Source organism: Citrobacter amalonaticus, from assembly GCF_018323885.1.
GTDB lineage: Bacteria > Pseudomonadota > Gammaproteobacteria > Enterobacterales > Enterobacteriaceae > Citrobacter_A > Citrobacter_A amalonaticus.
This window is the reverse complement of record NZ_AP024586.1, coordinates 33,814-51,122: the sequence shown is the minus strand read 5'-3', so window position 1 is coordinate 51,122 and position 17,309 is coordinate 33,814. Positions and strand designations below refer to the sequence as shown.

Sequence of the window (17,309 nt, the reverse complement as noted above, 5' to 3'; positions counted from 1 at the left end):
TTAAAGGATTTACCGAGCCCGGTACCGATGCGCGAAACCACAATCAGTTGGATGCTGAGCGGACCGTGCAGTGCATCACCGGCGCATCCGGGGAATCCGGGCCCGGCAGGATCTGATAATCGGTAGCAGATAAGACCCGATAACGACTGTAGTCGTCATACGAAACCGATCTGGCTTTCATCCCCGCGAGGAAAGTTTCTTCGAGACCACGGGCATTGGGGAGCGAAAGTTCGATTGTCTCAGGATCAACAGTCAACTTCTGGCGGGTAGCTTCCAGCTCAGTGGTCAGCCGGTATTTTTCCGTACGAAAAGGGTCCGTCTGTTCAGAGTGCCGCTGTGTAAAGGTCACATCAAACGCCAGGCTATCGCCGTCGTTCTGCAGCACCACGCCCGTGAGGAGAGTTTCAATACGAACGGGAGCCCCGCCTTTTTGCGGAATTTCCGAGGTCCGGTTGCAGGTAACGACCATCCCTGGTTTCTGACTGGCATTAATCATCCGCATTTCACTGAGCGTTGCCGCACCGGCATCCCGTGTTGCTCCTGCCAGCAGGGCTATAAGCCCCATCGAGTAACCGGTCAGTTTACTCATCGTTTCCCTCTCCTTTTCGTTAATACTATATTCACCTTCACAAAGAAATCCCGCCTTGCTGAAAGCGTTTCCTACACGCGTCGGATTATTTTCCGGGGCGCATTAACATCGTGCTTCACCTTGAAAGGGTTGTCTTCGATACCCGGTTCATCTCTGACGCAGTCATCGCTTTCACGCCGGCGCCATCCCCCCATAGGTTCAACGAAGATCCCGACGACGTATCCTTCCTGAGTGAGTAAATGTTTTGCCGGGGGGATCTGGCCGACCCCTCTCAGAACCGGATATTCAGTAATTCGCTCATAGATGACATCGTGTCCTTCATCATGAAGTTCCTGAATTAACGCGTCAGCTGTTGTGTATTTCGATACCTGCATTCAAAAAATCCTCCTGAAGCATCATCTGTAGAGACAATCAAGGAAATAGTCACTCAGAGTAATTATGACGCGCAGCACAATCGTCTGCCCGCCCCGTATCTATCACCGGGATGATTTTACCTCTCGTCATAATTTACAGCCTGATAATAAGCAGCCATATAACCACTCTGTTAAATTACCGGGTGGCTGTGCCGGTGTGATCCGACTTTCCTGCATATGACAACTTTCCGGAAGTGTACCACGGCGGGGGAATAAGCGAAGCGCCCTTTTCTGAGGGTAAGCGGGCGATCACGGGGCGGGGGAGTAACACAACATATAGCGTCATCAGCAGCTGACGGAACCGCTACATATTGTGTCAGGGGGCGGCAGCGCGCCGGAGGGGAGGAAGCAGATCCGGAACTGCCTTTTTTGGGGTTTTCGGATCTGCGAAGAAAATGAGAGGAATTGATGCAGAAAAGGCACTAATTAAATAAAATTGTTGCTGAATCGGAATTATTGCCCTTCAGGAACTAAAAGGCGCTGATTATTGCTGTGCGTGGATAAGTGAGCCTGACGGCGGTTCAGCGACGAAGCGACGCTTATTATTTTCACCCTGAACGCCCTGACTGACCTCAGGCACCGTGTCCGGTCAGTAAAGTCCGCTTTGCGCCAGAAGCGAACTAAAGTGCCAGCAAATTCTGAATCTGTTTCGTGGCATACGAGCAGCCTGAAGCGGTGCTTAAGCGCCAGGAACAGGCGGTGCTGCACAGCCACCGTATCGTGATCTCGGCCATCACCCACTCCGAGATGCGCTTCGGCGCCATCGGCCGAAGGCCTCCCCAAGTCACATTGAGCTGGTTGACGCGTTCTGCGCCCGCCTCGATGCTATCCTGCCCTGGGACCGGGCTGCGGTGGACGCCACCATGGAGATTAAGGTCGCGCTGCGCCTCGTCGGGACGCCAATCGGTTCGAACGACACGGCGATTGCCGGGCACGCCATTGCGGCCGGCGCCGTGCTGGTCACGAACAATACGAGGGAGTTTGAGCGGGTGCCGGGTCTGACGCTGGAAGACTGGGTTAACTGACGGCAGAAAGAACGCATGAAGGTGGGATGTCTGCTTTGTGCCAGAATAACTAAATGAGTCAGTCCTCAGAAAACAGCTTTACATCACAAAATATTGCGTGCTTAACATTATGCATGCGGTTGCCGCCATCGTCTTACATGGTCGATCAGGGCGCGTAGTTTTGGCGCTATATTCCGGCGTTGAGGAAAATACAGATAGAAGCCAGGAAAATGGGGAAGAAAATCATCAAGCATTGAAACAAGTTGACCATTTTCAATGTACTGCCTGAATGTTTCCTGAGGAGCAAATGTTATACCCCCACCGGCAAGAGCCAGCCTCAGCATGAGATGCAGGTCATTCGTTGTTATTCGCGGCTCTACCGCCACGTCGAAAGCTCTCCCGTTCTCTTCAAATTCCCAGCGATAAGGAGCAACCTCCGGGGAAGGACGCCATCCGATACACTGATGATGCACAAGCTCACGCGGATGCAGAGGTGGACTATTAGCTGTGAGATAGAATGGGGACGCAACCACCATTTCACGTTGCTTTTCTGTAAGCGGGATGGCAACCATATCTTTCTCGATCACATCCCCAAGCCTTACGCCAGCATCATAACCAGCGGCCACAATATCAAATTCCTCATCAGTCACGACAATATCGATCGTCACGGCTGGATTAGCAGCCGCAAACGAGGAGATCAGCGGACCTGACAGAAACTCTTCAGCTATGGAGGTTACCGCAATCCTCAGAAGTCCACGTGGCGTGCTGTCGGATGCAATCTCTTCGAACGCAGCCTCAATACTGGATAAAGGTAATGACAGGGATGTACGCAGTCGTTCTCCCGCTTCAGTCAGGTTTACGGAACGTGTTGTCCGCATTACCAGCATTGTGCCGAAAGTATCCTCAAGCCGCCTTATTCCCTGACTAACCGCCGAGCGTGTAACTCCCAGTCGGGCTGCGGCTGTGGTGAAATTACGCTCTTCAGCAACCGCGATAAAAATAGGTAAAAGATTGAGATCAATTTTCATTGTTTAGTTTTGCTAACCACTGAGTCCAGTGAAAGCAGGATACTGGAACTAATCATAAAGTTCTATCATCTCTCTGAACTCAACTGAAGGAGCACATGATGGATAAAGTTATATTAATTACCGGCGCGTCAAGCGGCATTGGGGAAGGGATTGCGCGAGAGCTTGGAAATACAGGTGCGAAGGTGCTATTAGGGGCACGCAGACTGGATCGTATCGAAGCCATTGCAGCAGAAATCCGCAGCACCGGCGGTATTGCTGAAGCGCGGGAGCTGGATGTCACAAACCGACTGTCCATGGCTCAGTTTGTGCAGTCAGCTCTTGATAACTGGGGTCGTGTTGACGTTCTGATTAACAATGCGGGCATCATGCCACTTTCACCGCTTGCGGCCGGCAAACAGGATGAATGGGAACGTACGATTGACGTTAATATCAAGGGCGTGCTATGGGGAATTGGCGCAGTACTTCCGGTGATGGAAGCTCAGGATTCTGGACAGATAATTAACCTTGGCTCTATCGGTGCCCTTTCAGTTGTGCCAACAGCCGCTGTCTATTGCGCCTCCAAGTTTGCAGTACGGGCCATTTCTGATGGTCTACGTCAGGAAAGCTCGAAAATCCGCGTGACCTGCGTTAATCCTGGCGTTGTGGAAAGCGAACTTGCCTCAACCATCACCCATGCTGAAACCATGGCGGTGATGGATGCATACCGCTCTGTTGCACTTAAACCCGCTGATATTGCCCGTGCCGTACGACATGTAATTGAGGCTCCGGAAAGCGTTGATACAACAGAAATAACCATCAGGCCGACAGCATCCGCAAACTGAAGCGTATGGCAGCGGGATGATGTAAATATCTGAAATCATTATTTATTTAATGTCTCTGGAATAAGCTCTGCTGATGAAATGACAATAGTTAATTTATTATGTCATTCTCAACTGACACTGACATTGTGTTAATTGCAGAAACCAATATGGCACAGGGAATAAATGAAAACTTACATTATTCCCTCTTTTATAAATCAGCATCAATCCATTAACAGGAAGGTTATCATGAAAAACATTCATCATTTAACTGCAGCAATTATTATTTCTTCATTATCTTTGAGCGCCACGGCCCAAACTGTTACGGCAGTCGATTCAACTATCGAGGGCGCTGAGAAAAAAATATCAGCACTGGCAACAAAACAGGGGAAATCATATGAAATCCTTGGGGCATCTTTTAAAAACAGGGTGTATATGTCGGCAGAATTAACCCCTACCAAAAAAAAGTAGCATCGCAAAAGTAGACGCTTCTCGTGACTGGCATTGCTCTTTAGAGCAGTGCAATAATACACGAATACAAAAACCATCTCTAATACTCATACATATCATCAGGAATTATATGAAAAAACAGCATATTTATACTGGCCTCTGGGTTACTGAAGATGGGTTCATTCGCCATGAGCTTTTTCCTAATGGACGTTACGATGAAGCCCGAGGTTTCCAGGCCAATGCCTATCAGGGCGACTATGATATTCGTGGAAATAGAATCTATTATCAGGACGACACCGGTTTTACAGCTGATGGAACTTTTGTCAGTAATGACGAACTTCATCACGCGGGAATGGTGCTTTTTCGCCATAATTAAAATTAAATTCACTATGAAAATTAGCATAATAAACCCTGATGCATCATTAGGATCCATGATTAGTTGTCTCCAAGACATCATTATTCTGGCAATGGATTGCCTTTCAAATACATTTTTGAATTTCTGATTTACCGTTTGCAGCTCATAACCCTTTTTTGAGCCTACAACCATAGGCTCAAAACTATGGCGGTGCCACAACCACACCGGCGTCGAGTTTGCCATCCTGCAGGTACTCGTAAAGGGTGAGCGAGGATCCGGGTACGATGGTCGGGCGCGCATACGGAGCCTTACTTGCCAGTTCCTTAAGCACTCGCGGCAGCATTCGGTTTCCACCTGCATTTTGCTTTGAACTCTCTCCTGCCGTATCTCCTTCACCCTTCCCTAAGATGACTCAGTCCAGATCCGACTTTGGTCATTTTCGGATCTCAGGAGAGGCGAAGAAGTATTAATGCAACAAGAGCACTAATGAACAAACATTGTTGCGTTGAGGTGATTATTGCTTTTTAGCTCAAATTTAAAATTCTTTATTATCATTGTTGCAATAAATCCGTCAGTGGCTTCGTCACTGGCACAGCTCAGATCCGGGCTGGCATGACCGGCAAGCAGCCTGTCGCCACAGCTCATCTCAGCCAGCGTCCGGTGGCGAATGCCCTGACACGTTTTGTTCGCCAGGTATTTATCAAAGGAAGGGATTCTCAGAAAGCGGGGCGCGATCAAAATTTATGAGAGCAGGTGAGATATGCTGATACGGGTCAGACTGGTTCTGAAAAATATCACTTTCTGACTTCGGGTTCCCCTTTTCTAATACACAGCAGGTCTGCCTATGCGACTCAGAAAAATAAAACTGACAAATTTCAGGGGCTACAGGAACACTACGGAAATAAACATTGATGAGGGAATGACGGGTATTGTCGGGCGTAATGATTTCGGCAAGTCCACCATTCTTGAGGCTCTGGCTATTTTTTTTGAAACGGAAGGGATGAAGGCTGACAGAAATGACATGAACTGCTTCAGCCTGAGAGAAGGCGCGAGCCGTTTTGAAATCGCGTGCGAGTTTGATGATCTGCCGGAGTCTATAATTATCGACGAACGCGTGCAGACCACACTCGCCTCTGAACATCTTCTCAATAAAGACGGTAATTTCGAGATCGTAAAATCCTTTAAAGCCACAACGACAGGTAAACCTGAACAAACCTGCATCCGCTGCATGCATCCTGCGCACGAGCCCCTGAGAAATTTAATGGGGATGAAAATGGCGGAGCTCAGGGCCGTGGGAAAAGCCGTTGAAGAAAATGTGGCAGATAAACGCACGGCATCCTTATGGCGCCAGGCTATCAGGGAAGCAGCCGTTCCTTATGACTGCGCGGAAATTTTACTGGATGTCGACAAGGAGTTTGGTACCGACACAAAATCGCTGTGGGGCAAGATCCTTGATTTACTGCCCACGTTTGCGCTCTTTAAAGCCGACAGGGAGAGCAGCGACGGGGATTCCGAAGCCAAAAATCCCCTTCAGCAGGCGGTGAAGGATGCTCAGGCTGCACTGCAGGATAAAATCACCGCGCTTGAAAACGAAATTCAGGACAGCGTGCTGGATGTCGCCCGGCGTACGCTGGATAAATTACGGGAAATGGCTCCCGAACTCGCCAGTGAACTGACGCCACGATTTAGGGAGAAACCGAAGTGGACCTTCAGTTTCACCCTGGACGGGGAAAATGGTATCCCCATCAATAAGCGGGGTAGCGGGATAAGGCGGCTTATTCTGCTGAATTTTTTCAGGGCTGAAGCCGAGAAAATGGTGGCGAATACGCAGCGAAATGTCATTTACGCCATCGAAGAGCCTGAAACATCCCAGCATCCGAACTACCAGGTTCTGCTGATGAAAGCGCTGCTGGCGTTAGCCTGCCAGCCACACCGTCAGATTATTGTCACCACTCATGTGCCGGCACTTGCCGGACTGATCCCTGTCGACGGTGTTCGTTATGTTACCCGGGATCGGTCAGGAGAACCTGTCGTAAAAATGCCGGTTCACGCGGTACTGAAGGAAGCCACGGAAAGCCTGGGAGTGCTGCCGGAAACCGGCATGGAACGCGCGAAAGGCATTGTGCTGGTTGAAGGAAAATCGGATGTCACCTTCCTGAGGCATGCCGCACGTTCACTGAAGCAGTCCGGTGTACTGCCCGCCTGCCTGGAAGATGTCAGCGTTGTGCCTGTTCTGATAGGGGGGTGCGGGAGTGTCAAGCACTGGGTCACCTTAAACCTGGCCAACGATCTGGGCCTCCCCTGGTGCGTATTTCTGGACTCCGATACGGGCGGAGATCCCTCTCAGGCCCAGTCAATTCAGAAGCGAAAGAAAGAAGTCGAGGAGGCCGGGAGGATGTTTTTTGCCACGCGTAAGCGCGAGATAGAGAATTATCTTTGCCCGGATCTCATTCATGAACTCACCGGCGTACAGGTCACCTATACGGACACCTGTGATGCAAAAAAAATTATCGGCAGGGCGGTCGGCATGAAGCCTGATAATGTACTGGATACATTCTGGCCCCGGATGACAGGTGATAAAATCATCGCCAGATCCACCTATCATGATGGTGTGCAGGAAAGAGTGGAGCTGAAAGAGATCCTGACCGAAATTATCGCCATGACGCACTGAATAATCGGCAGAGAAACTCAGACGGACTCCCTCATTCCAGAAAAACTGACTTCAGTGGTAATAAAATAAAAACCCGGAATAATTCGGGTTTTTATTAATTAACGATTAACAGATCCCCTGTACTCTGGGTACGATATAAAATTCACGCCCGGCATACAGTATTGACAACCCTTATTTCTGGTTATCAAGCCATTTGTTCATCTGGTCGATTTCGCCTTTCTGCGCTTTAATGATGTCCTCAGCCAGTTTTCTCATTTCCGGATCCTTGCCGTATTTGAGCTCCGTTTCAGCCATGGCTATTGCGCCTTCATGGTGTGCGATCATGCCTTTTGCAAAGGCTTTGTCAGGGTCGGGTTCCTTAACCGCAGCCATCATCTTCTCATGCATTTCATTCATGCCGGACATATATGCCTGCGACGAGGCGGATGACCCCATGTCACCCATCTTCATATCAGAATGTTCAGCAGAAATAGCAGGCATGGATAACATTAAAATAACCAGAAGGGAGGTTTTGATTTTCATGCAATTAATCCTTATTCAGGTTGATACAGGATAATTGTAGCTGAGAGGGATAAAAAAACCCCCGTTCGGGGGCAAAAATGCAGCAACATATCCGGTTAAGGAAATATCTATCAAGGAAAAGGTAACAGCACTCATACTACAGCGGTACTCAGCCAGCGTTGATCATGCGGCGATGCGCTTCAGCCATCGCCTGGTGCGCCCCGGACTGGCCGTTATTCATGGTTTCATGGGCTACGGCCGCTCTTTCATGTTCATTCATCGCTGCGAACGAGACTGACGGGCGGGTATCGTTGACGGCAATGTTTCCCATCATCTTTTGATGGTTTTCAGCCATTTTCTGGTGCGCTTCCGCAGAGCCATTATTCATGGTTTCATGAGCAATGATGGCCTGTTCATGCTGATTCATTCCGGCCATCCGGGAGGTCTCCCCCTGGACTGCTGACGGGATAGAAGCTGACTGTATCTGGTGAGCCGGAGCCTGGGCATTATTGACGCGCTCGTGAATATTCACGGTTTCAGCGGCCCATGACGCAGACACCAGGCCAAAACCTAAAGCAGTTGCCAGTACAATTTTTTTCATGGTAATTCTCCATTCCTGAATTAGTGATGTCCGGTTACTGAAGTCAGCGCATTCAGTGAAAACAGAATGCTGTTTCGCTTAACCTGTTTTACCGGGTGGCTGGCTGTATATTCTCCTGGAAACATTTCCTGGCAGGTAATAAAGCCTTCCTGATAAGTTGCACTAATTATATCGAATGGCTTCTGTTTGCCTCGTGACAGGCTGATGACAACTTTGTCATTTTATTCCCTTAAATCACGATTGTGGGGTGCTATTTATTATATTTTCAAACCTTGGTACTGATAATATGAAACGTGTCGAGCGTACATCCGATTCCACATGGACCCTGCCGTGATGTGCTTCCACGATTGACTTTACAATAGCAAGCCCTATTCCACTGCCTTCACCTTTCCGTTGCCTGGAAGGATCCACACGATAAAAGCGGTCAAAAAGCCTTGATAAATGCTCTTCAGGGATTGGTTTCCCCGGATTTTCAATCATGAGTTCGAAATAATTTTCCTGTTCCTTTATCGATACGGTTACCGCCTGACCTTCCGGCGTATAGCGCAGGGCATTAGAGAGCAGATTGTTGATGGCGCGCCTGAACATCTGGGGATCACCTTCGATAAGGCAATGCACCCCGTTGAATTTCAATGTGATGTTACGTTCCTCCGCCCAGGCTTCGAAGAAATCGAAGACTTTGATGATCTCCGCACTCAGGTCGAACATGACCCGGTCCGGGATCAGCTGATTATTATCCGCCTGCGCCAGGAAAAGCATATCGCTGACCATCTTGGTCATCCGGTTATATTCCTCAAGACTGGAGTAGAGGACATCCTCAAGTTCCTTCTGCGTCCGGTCCTGACTCAGTGCAATTTCAGTTTGCGTCACGAGATTAGTAATCGGCGTTCTGATCTCGTGTGCAATATCGGCAGAAAAATTGGCCTGTCGGGTAAAAACATCCTCAATTTTCTCAATCATGTGATTGAAAGAGACGACCAGCTGCTCCAGCTCAATGGGCACACGTGAGGGTTCCAGACGCGCATCAAGATTTTCCGAGGTGATATTTTTAATGGCATTACTGACGTTACGCAGGGGCAGATGTCCCTGACGAACTGCAACGCGGATGATGAGCACAATCAGCAGACTTATTACCACAGCAATCGCGATCAGATTCTTTTTCAGTGCGTCGAGATAGTGAAGATGAAAATTGATGGAGAGTCCCGTCAGCAGGACATAGTTCTGGTTTTTTCCCTGCAGTGTCGCGGTTCCTGAAGAGGCGATAATCCGGTAGGTTTCCATCTTCATGCCCGGCCCGCCGTGCACGGGCATGACCGGATCTTCCACCGTCCAGAGAAAAACATCCTGCGCGCGACAGTGTGAGCCGAAGTCCGCCGTCTTCATCGCCGGACGTAATGCCGCCCCCTGTGCCGAAGTGAACAGGATATTTCCCTGCGGATCCATCAGCAGAACGGCAACGTTACGGTAACTGGCAATCGACTCCTTTATTTTGCTTATCTTTTTTTCATCAGGATCGGACGGCGACTGGAGTATGCCGTGCATTGTCTTGCTGATTTGTTGCAGATCGCTGACATCCTGCTCGGCAAAATGATTCTCAACGGAATGCAGCATAAACCAGGTAAAGGCGATAAACGCCAGTATCGTGGACAGGCTGATAAAAAAGGTCAGCCGCAGGGCGAGAGAGAAAGGGCGCCTGGAGAGCATTTTACGCATCAGGGACCTCAAGCATGTAGCCCACGCCCCGTACCGTCTGGATAAGCTTCGGCTCGTAATCATTGTCTATTTTAGCGCGAAGCCGCTTGACCGCGACGTCAATGGCATTCGTGTCACTGTCAAAATTCATGTCCCAGACCTGAGAGGCAATCAGAGAGCGCGGGAGTACTTCCCCCTGATGACGAAGGAAAAACTCCAGCAGACTGAACTCCTTACTGGTCAATAAAATGCGGTTCCCGGCGCGACTGACCTTTCTTGATACAAGATCAATCGTAAGGTCGGCCACCTGGAACTGGCTCTCCGTGATCACCGTATTACCCCGTCGCAGCAGGGTTCGTACCCGGGCGAGAAGCTCAGCAAACGCGAAAGGTTTTACCAGGTAATCATCCGCGCCCAGCTCAAGCCCTTTTACGCGGTGTTCAATCGTGCCGAGGGCGGTCAGTAATAATACCGGCATCCCCTTGCCGGCATTGCGCAGCATACGGATGATATCCCAGCCGTTCACGTCAGGCAGCATGATATCCAGGATCACCAAATCATACTCGGCAGTCATGGCGAGATGATAGCCGGTCAGGCCATTATCAGCATGATCGACCACGAATCCGGCTTCAGTCAGCCCCTTGCTGAGGTATTCACCGGTTTTCATTTCGTCTTCAACGATCAGTATTTTCATCTTTCTCTCCGACAGGCTGCTAATGTCATTCTATTGTGCCCACGACCGTTATCAACGGATGACAGCAATAATGACAACATTGTCATTATTCTGTCACCCGGCAAACAGAGAGCGTTCTGTAAAGTATCCCTATCAATAATCCGGACTTCATTTGAACCATTTACCAGGTCGGCCTGGACGAGAAGCGTTATGTTCAAATTAAAACTACTTAGCATCAGCACGATATTCATCCTGGCAGGCTGTGTCTCTCTGGCGCCCGAATATCAGCGGCCGGCAGCACCGGTACCCCAGCAGTTCTCCCTGTCCCGCAACAGCCTGGAGCCGGCGGTGACGGGATACCAGGACACCGGGTGGCGTAACTTTTTTGCCGATCCCGAGGTGACCCGGCTTATCGCTGAAGCCCTGACCAACAACCGCGATCTCAGAATGGCCGCCCTCAAGGTGGAAGAGGCCCGGGCTCAGTACAACGTCACGGATGCAGACCGTTATCCTCAGCTAAATGCTTCCTCAGGGATCACCTACAGTGGTGGACTGAAAGGGGACAAACCGACCACCCAAGAATATGACGCAGGTCTGACGCTCAGCTACGAGCTCGATTTTTTCGGCAAGCTCAAAAATATGAGCGAGTCTGACAGGCAGAACTATTTCGCCAGCGAAGAAGCCCGTCGTGCCGTACATATCCTGCTGGTCTCAAATGTTTCCCAGAGCTATTTCAGTCAGCAACTGGCTTATGAACAACTCCGTATCGCACGGGAGACGCTGAAGAATTACGAACAGTCCTATGCGTTCGTTGAGAAACAGCTGGTCACCGGCAGTACAAACGTTCTGGCACTGGAGCAGGCTCGCGGGCAGATAGAAAGTACCCGTGCAGAGATCGCCAGGCGAGAAGGCGACCTGGCTCAGGCCAATAATGCCCTGCAGCTGGTACTGGGAACGTATCGCGCGCTTCCATCGGAAAAAAGGATGGAAGGCAATGCGATCAAACCAGTAAAACTGCCACCAAACCTGTCATCGCAGATTTTGCTGCAGCGGCCGGATATTATGGAGGCGGAATATCAGCTTAAAGCCGCTGATGCCAATATCGGCGCAGCGCGTGCCGCCTTTTTCCCGTCCATCACGCTGACCAGCGGGCTTTCGGCAAGCAGCACGGAATTATCCAGCCTCTTCACACCGGCGAGTGGAATGTGGAATTTTATCCCGAAAATTGACATCCCGATTTTTAATGCCGGCAGAAACAAAGCCAATCTGAAACTCGCTGAAATTCGTCAGCAGCAGTCGGTGGTTAATTACGAACAAAAAATTCAGGCGGCATTTAAAGAGGTTGCTGACACGCTCGCGCTGCGGGACAGCATTAATCAGCAACTGGAGGCACAACAGCGTTATCTTGACTCATTGCAGATAACGCTTCAGCGCGCCAGAGGATTATATTCCAGTGGCGCCGTCAGTTATATCGAAGTGCTTGATGCAGAACGTTCTCTGTTCACCACGCAGCAAGCCATTCTGGATCTTACCTATTCCCGGCAGGTCAATGAAATTAATCTGTTCACTGCGCTGGGTGGCGGTTGGGTAGAGTAAAGCTATTTAATTAATCAGGAAATATAAAATGCGTAATTCACTTAAAGCAGTTGTATTTAGTGCTCTTTCCGTAATGTTTTCAGCGGGGCTGCATGCAGAAACCCATCAGCACAGCGAAATGAATGCTGCCGGTGATGCATCAGCACAGCAGATAATTAAAGGAACGGGTGTTGTCAAAGACATTGACCTCAGCAGTAAGAAAATCACGATTTCTCACGAAGCCATCCCGGCGGTTGGCTGGCCTGCTATGACTATGCGCTTTACCTTTGTGAATGCAGACGACAGCATTACGGCCCTGAAGGCGGGCACTCATGTTGACTTTACGTTTGTTCAACAGGGCAATATCTCTTTACTTAAAAGTATCAACGATACGCAATCCTGATTGACAATCCGGAGCGAATACAACCTGTGCGCCTGTTAATTAATCATCAGGCGCATATGCCAGGGGTTTTGATTTTTTAGCGGGAAATTGTATGGCTTCTTCAAAGATAAAATATGCTGCAATAATTATCAGCAGCCTCATAGCGGGAGGGCTGATATCTGTCACTGCCTGGCAGTTTGTAAATTCCGCACAGAAAGCTGAAAAAACAGAAAATACCGAAAAGGAACGCAAGGTGCTGTTCTGGTATGACCCCATGAAGCCGGATACCAAATTTGATAAACCCGGTAAATCCCCCTTCATGGATATGGATCTGGTGCCTAAATATGCTGACGAAAATGAAGATAAAAGCGGTAGCGGGATCCGTATTGACCCGACTCAGGTGCAGAATCTGGGACTGAAAACACAAAAAGTCTTGCGCGGAATGCTGAATTATTCCCAGACAATCCCTGCCAACGTCAGTTATAACGAATATCAGTTTGTTATTGTTCAGGCACGTTCTGACGGCTTCGTTGAAAAAGTCTATCCCCTGACAACAGGCGATCATGTGAAGAAAGGGACGCCGCTTATCGATATTACCATTCCGGAATGGGTGGAGGCGCAAAGTGAGTTCCTCCTGCTGTCCGGGACCGGCGGCACGCCCACGCAACTGAAAGGCGTTCTGGAACGGCTTCGCCTGGCAGGCATGCCGGAAGAGGACATTCAGAGACTGCGTTCCACCCGCAGTATTCAGACCCGGTTTACCATTAAGGCACCTATCGATGGTGTCATCACTGCGTTTGACCTGCGTACCGGTATGAACATATCGAAAGATAAAGTAGTGGCCCAGATCCAGGGGATGGATCCGGTCTGGATCAGTGCGGCAGTCCCGGAATCCATTGCCTATCTGCTGAAAGACACTTCACAGTTTGAAATATCGGTACCGGCTTATCCGGACAAAACATTTCATGTTGAAAAATGGAACATTCTTCCGAGCGCAGATCAGACAACCCGTACGCTGCAGGTACGTCTGCAGGTCACGAACAAAGACGAGCTGCTTAAGCCGGGTATGAATGCGTATCTGAAACTTAATACTCAAAGCCAGGAAATGCTGCTGATACCGGGCCAGGCCGTGATTGATACCGGTAAAGAACAGCGTGTGATCACCGTTGATGATGAGGGCAGGTTTGTGCCGAAAAAAATCCACGTTCTGCACGAATCACAGCAACAGTCTGGTATTGGTAGCGGGCTGAACGAAGGCGACACCGTGGTGGTCAGCGGCCTCTTCCTGATTGACTCGGAGGCCAATATTACCGGTGCACTGGAGCGCATGCGCCATCCAGAAAAAACGGACGACACAATGCCCGCAATGACTGACCAGCCAGTAAACATGCATTCAGGACACTGAGGAGACGACGATGATTGAATGGATTATCCGGCGGTCAGTCGCCAACCGTTTCCTTGTGATGATGGCAGCCCTGTTCCTCAGCGTCTGGGGAACCTGGACAATCATCAATACCCCCGTGGATGCGCTGCCCGACCTGTCTGATGTGCAGGTGATTATCAAAACCAGCTATCCAGGCCAGGCTCCGCAGATTGTTGAAAACCAGGTCACCTATCCGCTCACCACCACCATGCTGTCGGTACCGGGCGCAAAGACCGTGCGCGGCTTTTCTCAGTTTGGTGACTCCTACGTGTACGTCATTTTTGAAGATGGTACCGATTTGTACTGGGCGCGCTCACGCGTTCTGGAATATCTGAACCAGGTTCAGGGCAAGCTGCCTGCCGGTGTCAGTTCTGAAATAGGTCCTGATGCCACCGGCGTGGGCTGGATATTTGAGTACGCTCTGGTCGATCGTAGCGGAAAACACGACCTTGCGGAACTGCGCTCCCTGCAGGACTGGTTCCTGAAATTTGAACTGAAAACCATTCCGAATGTTGCCGAAGTGGCGTCGGTGGGCGGCGTGGTGAAGCAGTATCAGATCCAGGTGAATCCGGAAAAACTGGCGCAGTACGGCATCAGCCTGCCCGAAGTTAAGCAGGCACTTGAATCCTCTAACCAGGAGGCCGGAGGCTCATCCGTTGAAATCGCGGAAGCGGAGTACATGGTCCGGGCCAGCGGCTACCTTCAGACCATCGATGATTTCAATAACATCGTCCTGAAAACCGGCGAGAACGGGATCCCGGTTTATCTGCGTGATGTTGCCCGCGTGCAAACGGGACCGGAAATGCGTCGCGGTATTGCCGAGCTTAACGGCCAGGGTGAAGTGGCAGGCGGCGTGGTGATTTTGCGCTCAGGTAAAAATGCGCGCGAGGTTATTACCGCCGTGAAGGATAAGCTGGATACGCTGAAGGCCAGCCTGCCTGAAGGTGTCGAGATTATCACTACCTACGATCGCAGCCAGTTAATTGACCGGGCCATTGACAACCTCAGCTATAAACTCCTTGAAGAGTTTATTGTTGTAGCCATTGTCTGTGCGCTGTTCCTCTGGCATGTCCGATCAGCACTGGTGGCGATTATTTCTCTGCCGCTTGGCCTGTGCATCGCCTTTATCGTCATGCACTTCCAGGGCCTGAACGCCAATATTATGTCGCTGGGGGGGATCGCGATTGCCGTCGGGGCGATGGTGGATGCGGCCATCGTCATGATTGAAAACGCGCATAAACGGCTGGAAGAGTGGGACCATCAGCATCCTGGCGAGGAGATAGATAACGCCACCCGCTGGAAGGTCATCACCGATGCTTCCGTGGAAGTAGGGCCGGCGCTGTTTATCAGCCTGCTGATCATCACCCTGTCATTCATTCCTATTTTTACCCTGGAAGGGCAGGAAGGGCGCCTGTTCGGGCCACTGGCCTTCACGAAAACGTATTCCATGGCAGGTGCGGCCGCGCTGGCCATCATCGTTATTCCAATCCTGATGGGATTCTGGATCCGTGGGAAAATACCCGCTGAGACCAGTAATCCCCTCAACCGGTGGCTGATTAAGGCGTATCACCCCTTACTGCTCAGGGTACTTCACTGGCCAAAAACAACCCTGCTGGTTGCGGCCTTATCCATTTTCACGGTGATCTGGCCACTGAGTCAGGTGGGCGGGGAGTTTCTGCCGAAGATCAACGAGGGAGATCTGCTCTACATGCCGTCAACGCTGCCGGGCGTGTCGCCGGCAGAGGCAGCGGCGCTCCTGCAGACCACGGACAAACTCATCAAATCCGTGCCTGAAGTGGCGTCTGTTTTTGGCAAAACCGGTAAGGCTGAGACCGCAACGGATTCTGCGCCACTGGAAATGGTGGAAACCACCATTCAGCTGAAACCCGAAGATCAGTGGCGACCGGGCATGACGATTGACAAGATTGTTGACGAACTGGATAAGACGGTCCGTTTACCGGGGCTGGCAAACCTGTGGGTGCCGCCAATCCGTAACCGGATCGATATGCTCTCGACCGGGATTAAAAGCCCCATCGGTATCAAGGTTTCCGGAACCGTTCTGTCCGATATCGATGCGACAGCACAGAGTATTGAAGCGGTAGCCAAAACCGTTCCGGGTGTGGTGTCTGCTCTGGCAGAGCGTCTGGAAGGCGGCCGTTACATTGATGTTGATATCAACCGGGAAAAAGCATCCCGTTACGGGATGACGGTGGGCGATGTCCAGATGTTCGTCTCCTCAGCCATCGGCGGCGCGACGGTAGGCGAAACGGTGGAAGGCGTGGCCCGCTACCCGATTAATATCCGCTATCCGCAGGATTACCGGAACAGTCCGCAGGCCCTGAGGCAGATGCCGATCCTGACACCGATGAAGCAGCAAATCACCCTGGGTGATGTCGCTGATGTGAAGGTGGTTTCCGGACCGACGATGCTGAAAACGGAAAATGCCCGACCCGCCAGCTGGATCTATATTGATGCCCGCGACCGGGACATGGTGTCAGTGGTAAACGACATCAAGACGGCCATCAGCCAGAAGGTGAAACTGAGACCGGGTACCAGTGTATCCTTTTCAGGGCAGTTTGAATTACTGGAGCATGCCAATAAAAAGCTGAAACTGATGGTACCGATGACGGTGATGATCATTTTCATTCTGTTATACCTGGCGTTCCGTCGCGTTGATGAAGCCTTACTCATTCTGATGAGTCTGCCGTTCGCACTCGTCGGAGGAATATGGTTCCTCTACTGGCAGGGCTTCCATATGTCTGTGGCCACCGGCACCGGGTTTATCGCCCTGGCCGGGGTGGCGGCGGAGTTTGGCGTGGTCATGCTGATGTACCTGCGTCATGCCATCGAAGCGCATCCGGAATTGTCCCGTAAGGAGACGTTCACACCGGAAGGCCTTGATGAAGCCCTTTATCACGGTGCCGTGCTGCGTGTCCGGCCGAAAGCCATGACCGTGGCGGTGATAATTGCGGGTCTGCTGCCCATACTCTGGGGAACCGGCGCCGGTTCAGAGGTCATGAGCCGTATTGCGGCGCCGATGATTGGCGGGATGATCACTGCTCCGCTGCTGTCGCTGTTCATCATTCCTGCCGCCTACAAATTAATCTGGCTGCGCAGACATAAAAAAAGCGTGTCTTAATCCTGAAAGGGCACCC

Annotated in this window: 16 protein-coding genes and 1 pseudogene; 9 read left to right on the top strand and 8 right to left on the bottom strand. The window is 50.7% G+C overall.

Annotated features, from left to right (window positions below; genetic code table 11):
* Positions 1–43: 43 nt before the first annotated feature.
* Together KI228_RS22525 and KI228_RS22520 are read right to left on the bottom strand one after the other, a co-directional pair.
* Complete coding sequence (locus tag KI228_RS22525; protein ID WP_141227301.1) at positions 44–589, bottom strand: hypothetical protein; 546 nt, start codon at positions 587–589, stop codon at positions 44–46.
* A 71-nt stretch (positions 590–660) separates the two neighbouring features.
* A complete protein-coding gene (locus KI228_RS22520) occupies positions 661–963 on the bottom strand; it encodes a hypothetical protein (protein WP_141227300.1) in 303 nt (100 codons plus the stop codon).
* Positions 964–1,644: 681 nt separating this feature from the next.
* On the opposite strand from KI228_RS22520, the pseudogene KI228_RS22515 reads away from it, so the two are divergent.
* Positions 1,645–2,027 (top strand): annotated as a pseudogene (locus tag KI228_RS22515) (PIN domain-containing protein).
* Between the two features lie 107 nt (positions 2,028–2,134).
* Here KI228_RS22515 and KI228_RS22510 read toward each other — a convergent pair.
* Positions 2,135–3,034 (bottom strand): LysR family transcriptional regulator, encoded by a 900-nt coding sequence (locus tag KI228_RS22510; protein WP_141227299.1) that lies wholly within the window; start codon positions 3,032–3,034, stop codon positions 2,135–2,137.
* A gap of 98 nt (positions 3,035–3,132) precedes the next feature.
* Between KI228_RS22510 and KI228_RS22505 the strand changes: the two genes are divergently transcribed.
* From KI228_RS22505 to KI228_RS22495, 3 genes are all read left to right on the top strand, one after another.
* A complete protein-coding gene (locus KI228_RS22505; protein ID WP_019843161.1) occupies positions 3,133–3,855 on the top strand; it encodes an SDR family oxidoreductase in 723 nt (240 codons plus the stop codon).
* Positions 3,856–4,080: 225 nt separating this feature from the next.
* Positions 4,081–4,302 (top strand): DUF1471 domain-containing protein, encoded by a 222-nt coding sequence (locus KI228_RS22500; RefSeq protein WP_033876052.1) that lies wholly within the window; start codon positions 4,081–4,083, stop codon positions 4,300–4,302.
* A gap of 1 nt (position 4,303) precedes the next feature.
* Entirely contained in the window at positions 4,304–4,657 is a 354-nt protein-coding gene (locus KI228_RS22495) for an Atu4866 domain-containing protein (RefSeq protein WP_396426854.1), read from the top strand.
* 181 nt (positions 4,658–4,838) lie between these two features.
* Here KI228_RS22495 and KI228_RS22490 read toward each other — a convergent pair whose 3' ends face one another.
* Complete coding sequence (locus KI228_RS22490) at positions 4,839–4,979, bottom strand: type 2 periplasmic-binding domain-containing protein (protein ID WP_212807606.1); 141 nt, start codon at positions 4,977–4,979, stop codon at positions 4,839–4,841.
* A 501-nt stretch (positions 4,980–5,480) separates the two neighbouring features.
* On the opposite strand from KI228_RS22490, the gene KI228_RS22485 reads away from it, so the two are divergent.
* On the top strand, positions 5,481–7,307 hold the full coding sequence (locus KI228_RS22485; protein WP_141227297.1) for an AAA family ATPase: 1,827 nt from the start codon (positions 5,481–5,483) through the stop codon (positions 7,305–7,307).
* 171 nt (positions 7,308–7,478) lie between these two features.
* On the opposite strand, the gene copM is transcribed toward KI228_RS22485, so the two are convergent.
* The 4 genes from copM to silR all read right to left on the bottom strand — a co-directional run bounded on the left by copM (position 7,479) and on the right by silR (position 10,795).
* Positions 7,479–7,829, bottom strand: a complete 351-nt coding sequence (gene copM / locus KI228_RS22480; RefSeq protein ID WP_000695683.1) for a CopM family metallochaperone — start codon at positions 7,827–7,829, stop codon at positions 7,479–7,481.
* A 148-nt stretch (positions 7,830–7,977) separates the two neighbouring features.
* Positions 7,978–8,409: a silver-binding protein SilE gene (silE, locus tag KI228_RS22475; RefSeq protein ID WP_019843151.1), complete on the bottom strand. Its 432-nt coding sequence runs from the start codon at positions 8,407–8,409 to the stop codon at positions 7,978–7,980.
* A 234-nt stretch (positions 8,410–8,643) separates the two neighbouring features.
* On the bottom strand, positions 8,644–10,122 hold the full coding sequence (locus tag KI228_RS22470; protein WP_141227296.1) for a Cu(+)/Ag(+) sensor histidine kinase: 1,479 nt from the start codon (positions 10,120–10,122) through the stop codon (positions 8,644–8,646).
* Entirely contained in the window at positions 10,115–10,795 is a 681-nt protein-coding gene (silR, locus tag KI228_RS22465; RefSeq protein WP_084884211.1) for a copper/silver response regulator transcription factor SilR, read from the bottom strand. Before silR ends, KI228_RS22470 begins: the two co-directional genes overlap by 8 nt.
* Before the next feature lie 189 nt (positions 10,796–10,984).
* Here silR and KI228_RS22460 point away from each other — a divergent pair, with 189 nt between their 5' ends.
* The 4 genes from KI228_RS22460 (at position 10,985) to silA (ending at position 17,293) form a co-directional block, all read left to right on the top strand.
* The gene (locus tag KI228_RS22460; RefSeq protein WP_141227294.1) at positions 10,985–12,370 is read left to right on the top strand and encodes an efflux transporter outer membrane subunit; all 1,386 of its coding nucleotides are present in this window, start codon (positions 10,985–10,987) and stop codon (positions 12,368–12,370) included.
* 28 nt (positions 12,371–12,398) lie between these two features.
* On the top strand, positions 12,399–12,752 hold the full coding sequence (cusF, locus tag KI228_RS22455) for a cation efflux system protein CusF (protein WP_141227293.1): 354 nt from the start codon (positions 12,399–12,401) through the stop codon (positions 12,750–12,752).
* A 91-nt stretch (positions 12,753–12,843) separates the two neighbouring features.
* Complete coding sequence (locus tag KI228_RS22450; RefSeq protein WP_141227292.1) at positions 12,844–14,136, top strand: efflux RND transporter periplasmic adaptor subunit; 1,293 nt, start codon at positions 12,844–12,846, stop codon at positions 14,134–14,136.
* Positions 14,137–14,146: 10 nt separating this feature from the next.
* Complete coding sequence (gene silA / locus KI228_RS22445) at positions 14,147–17,293, top strand: Cu(+)/Ag(+) efflux RND transporter permease subunit SilA (protein ID WP_141227291.1); 3,147 nt, start codon at positions 14,147–14,149, stop codon at positions 17,291–17,293.
* Positions 17,294–17,309: the final 16 nt, after the last annotated feature.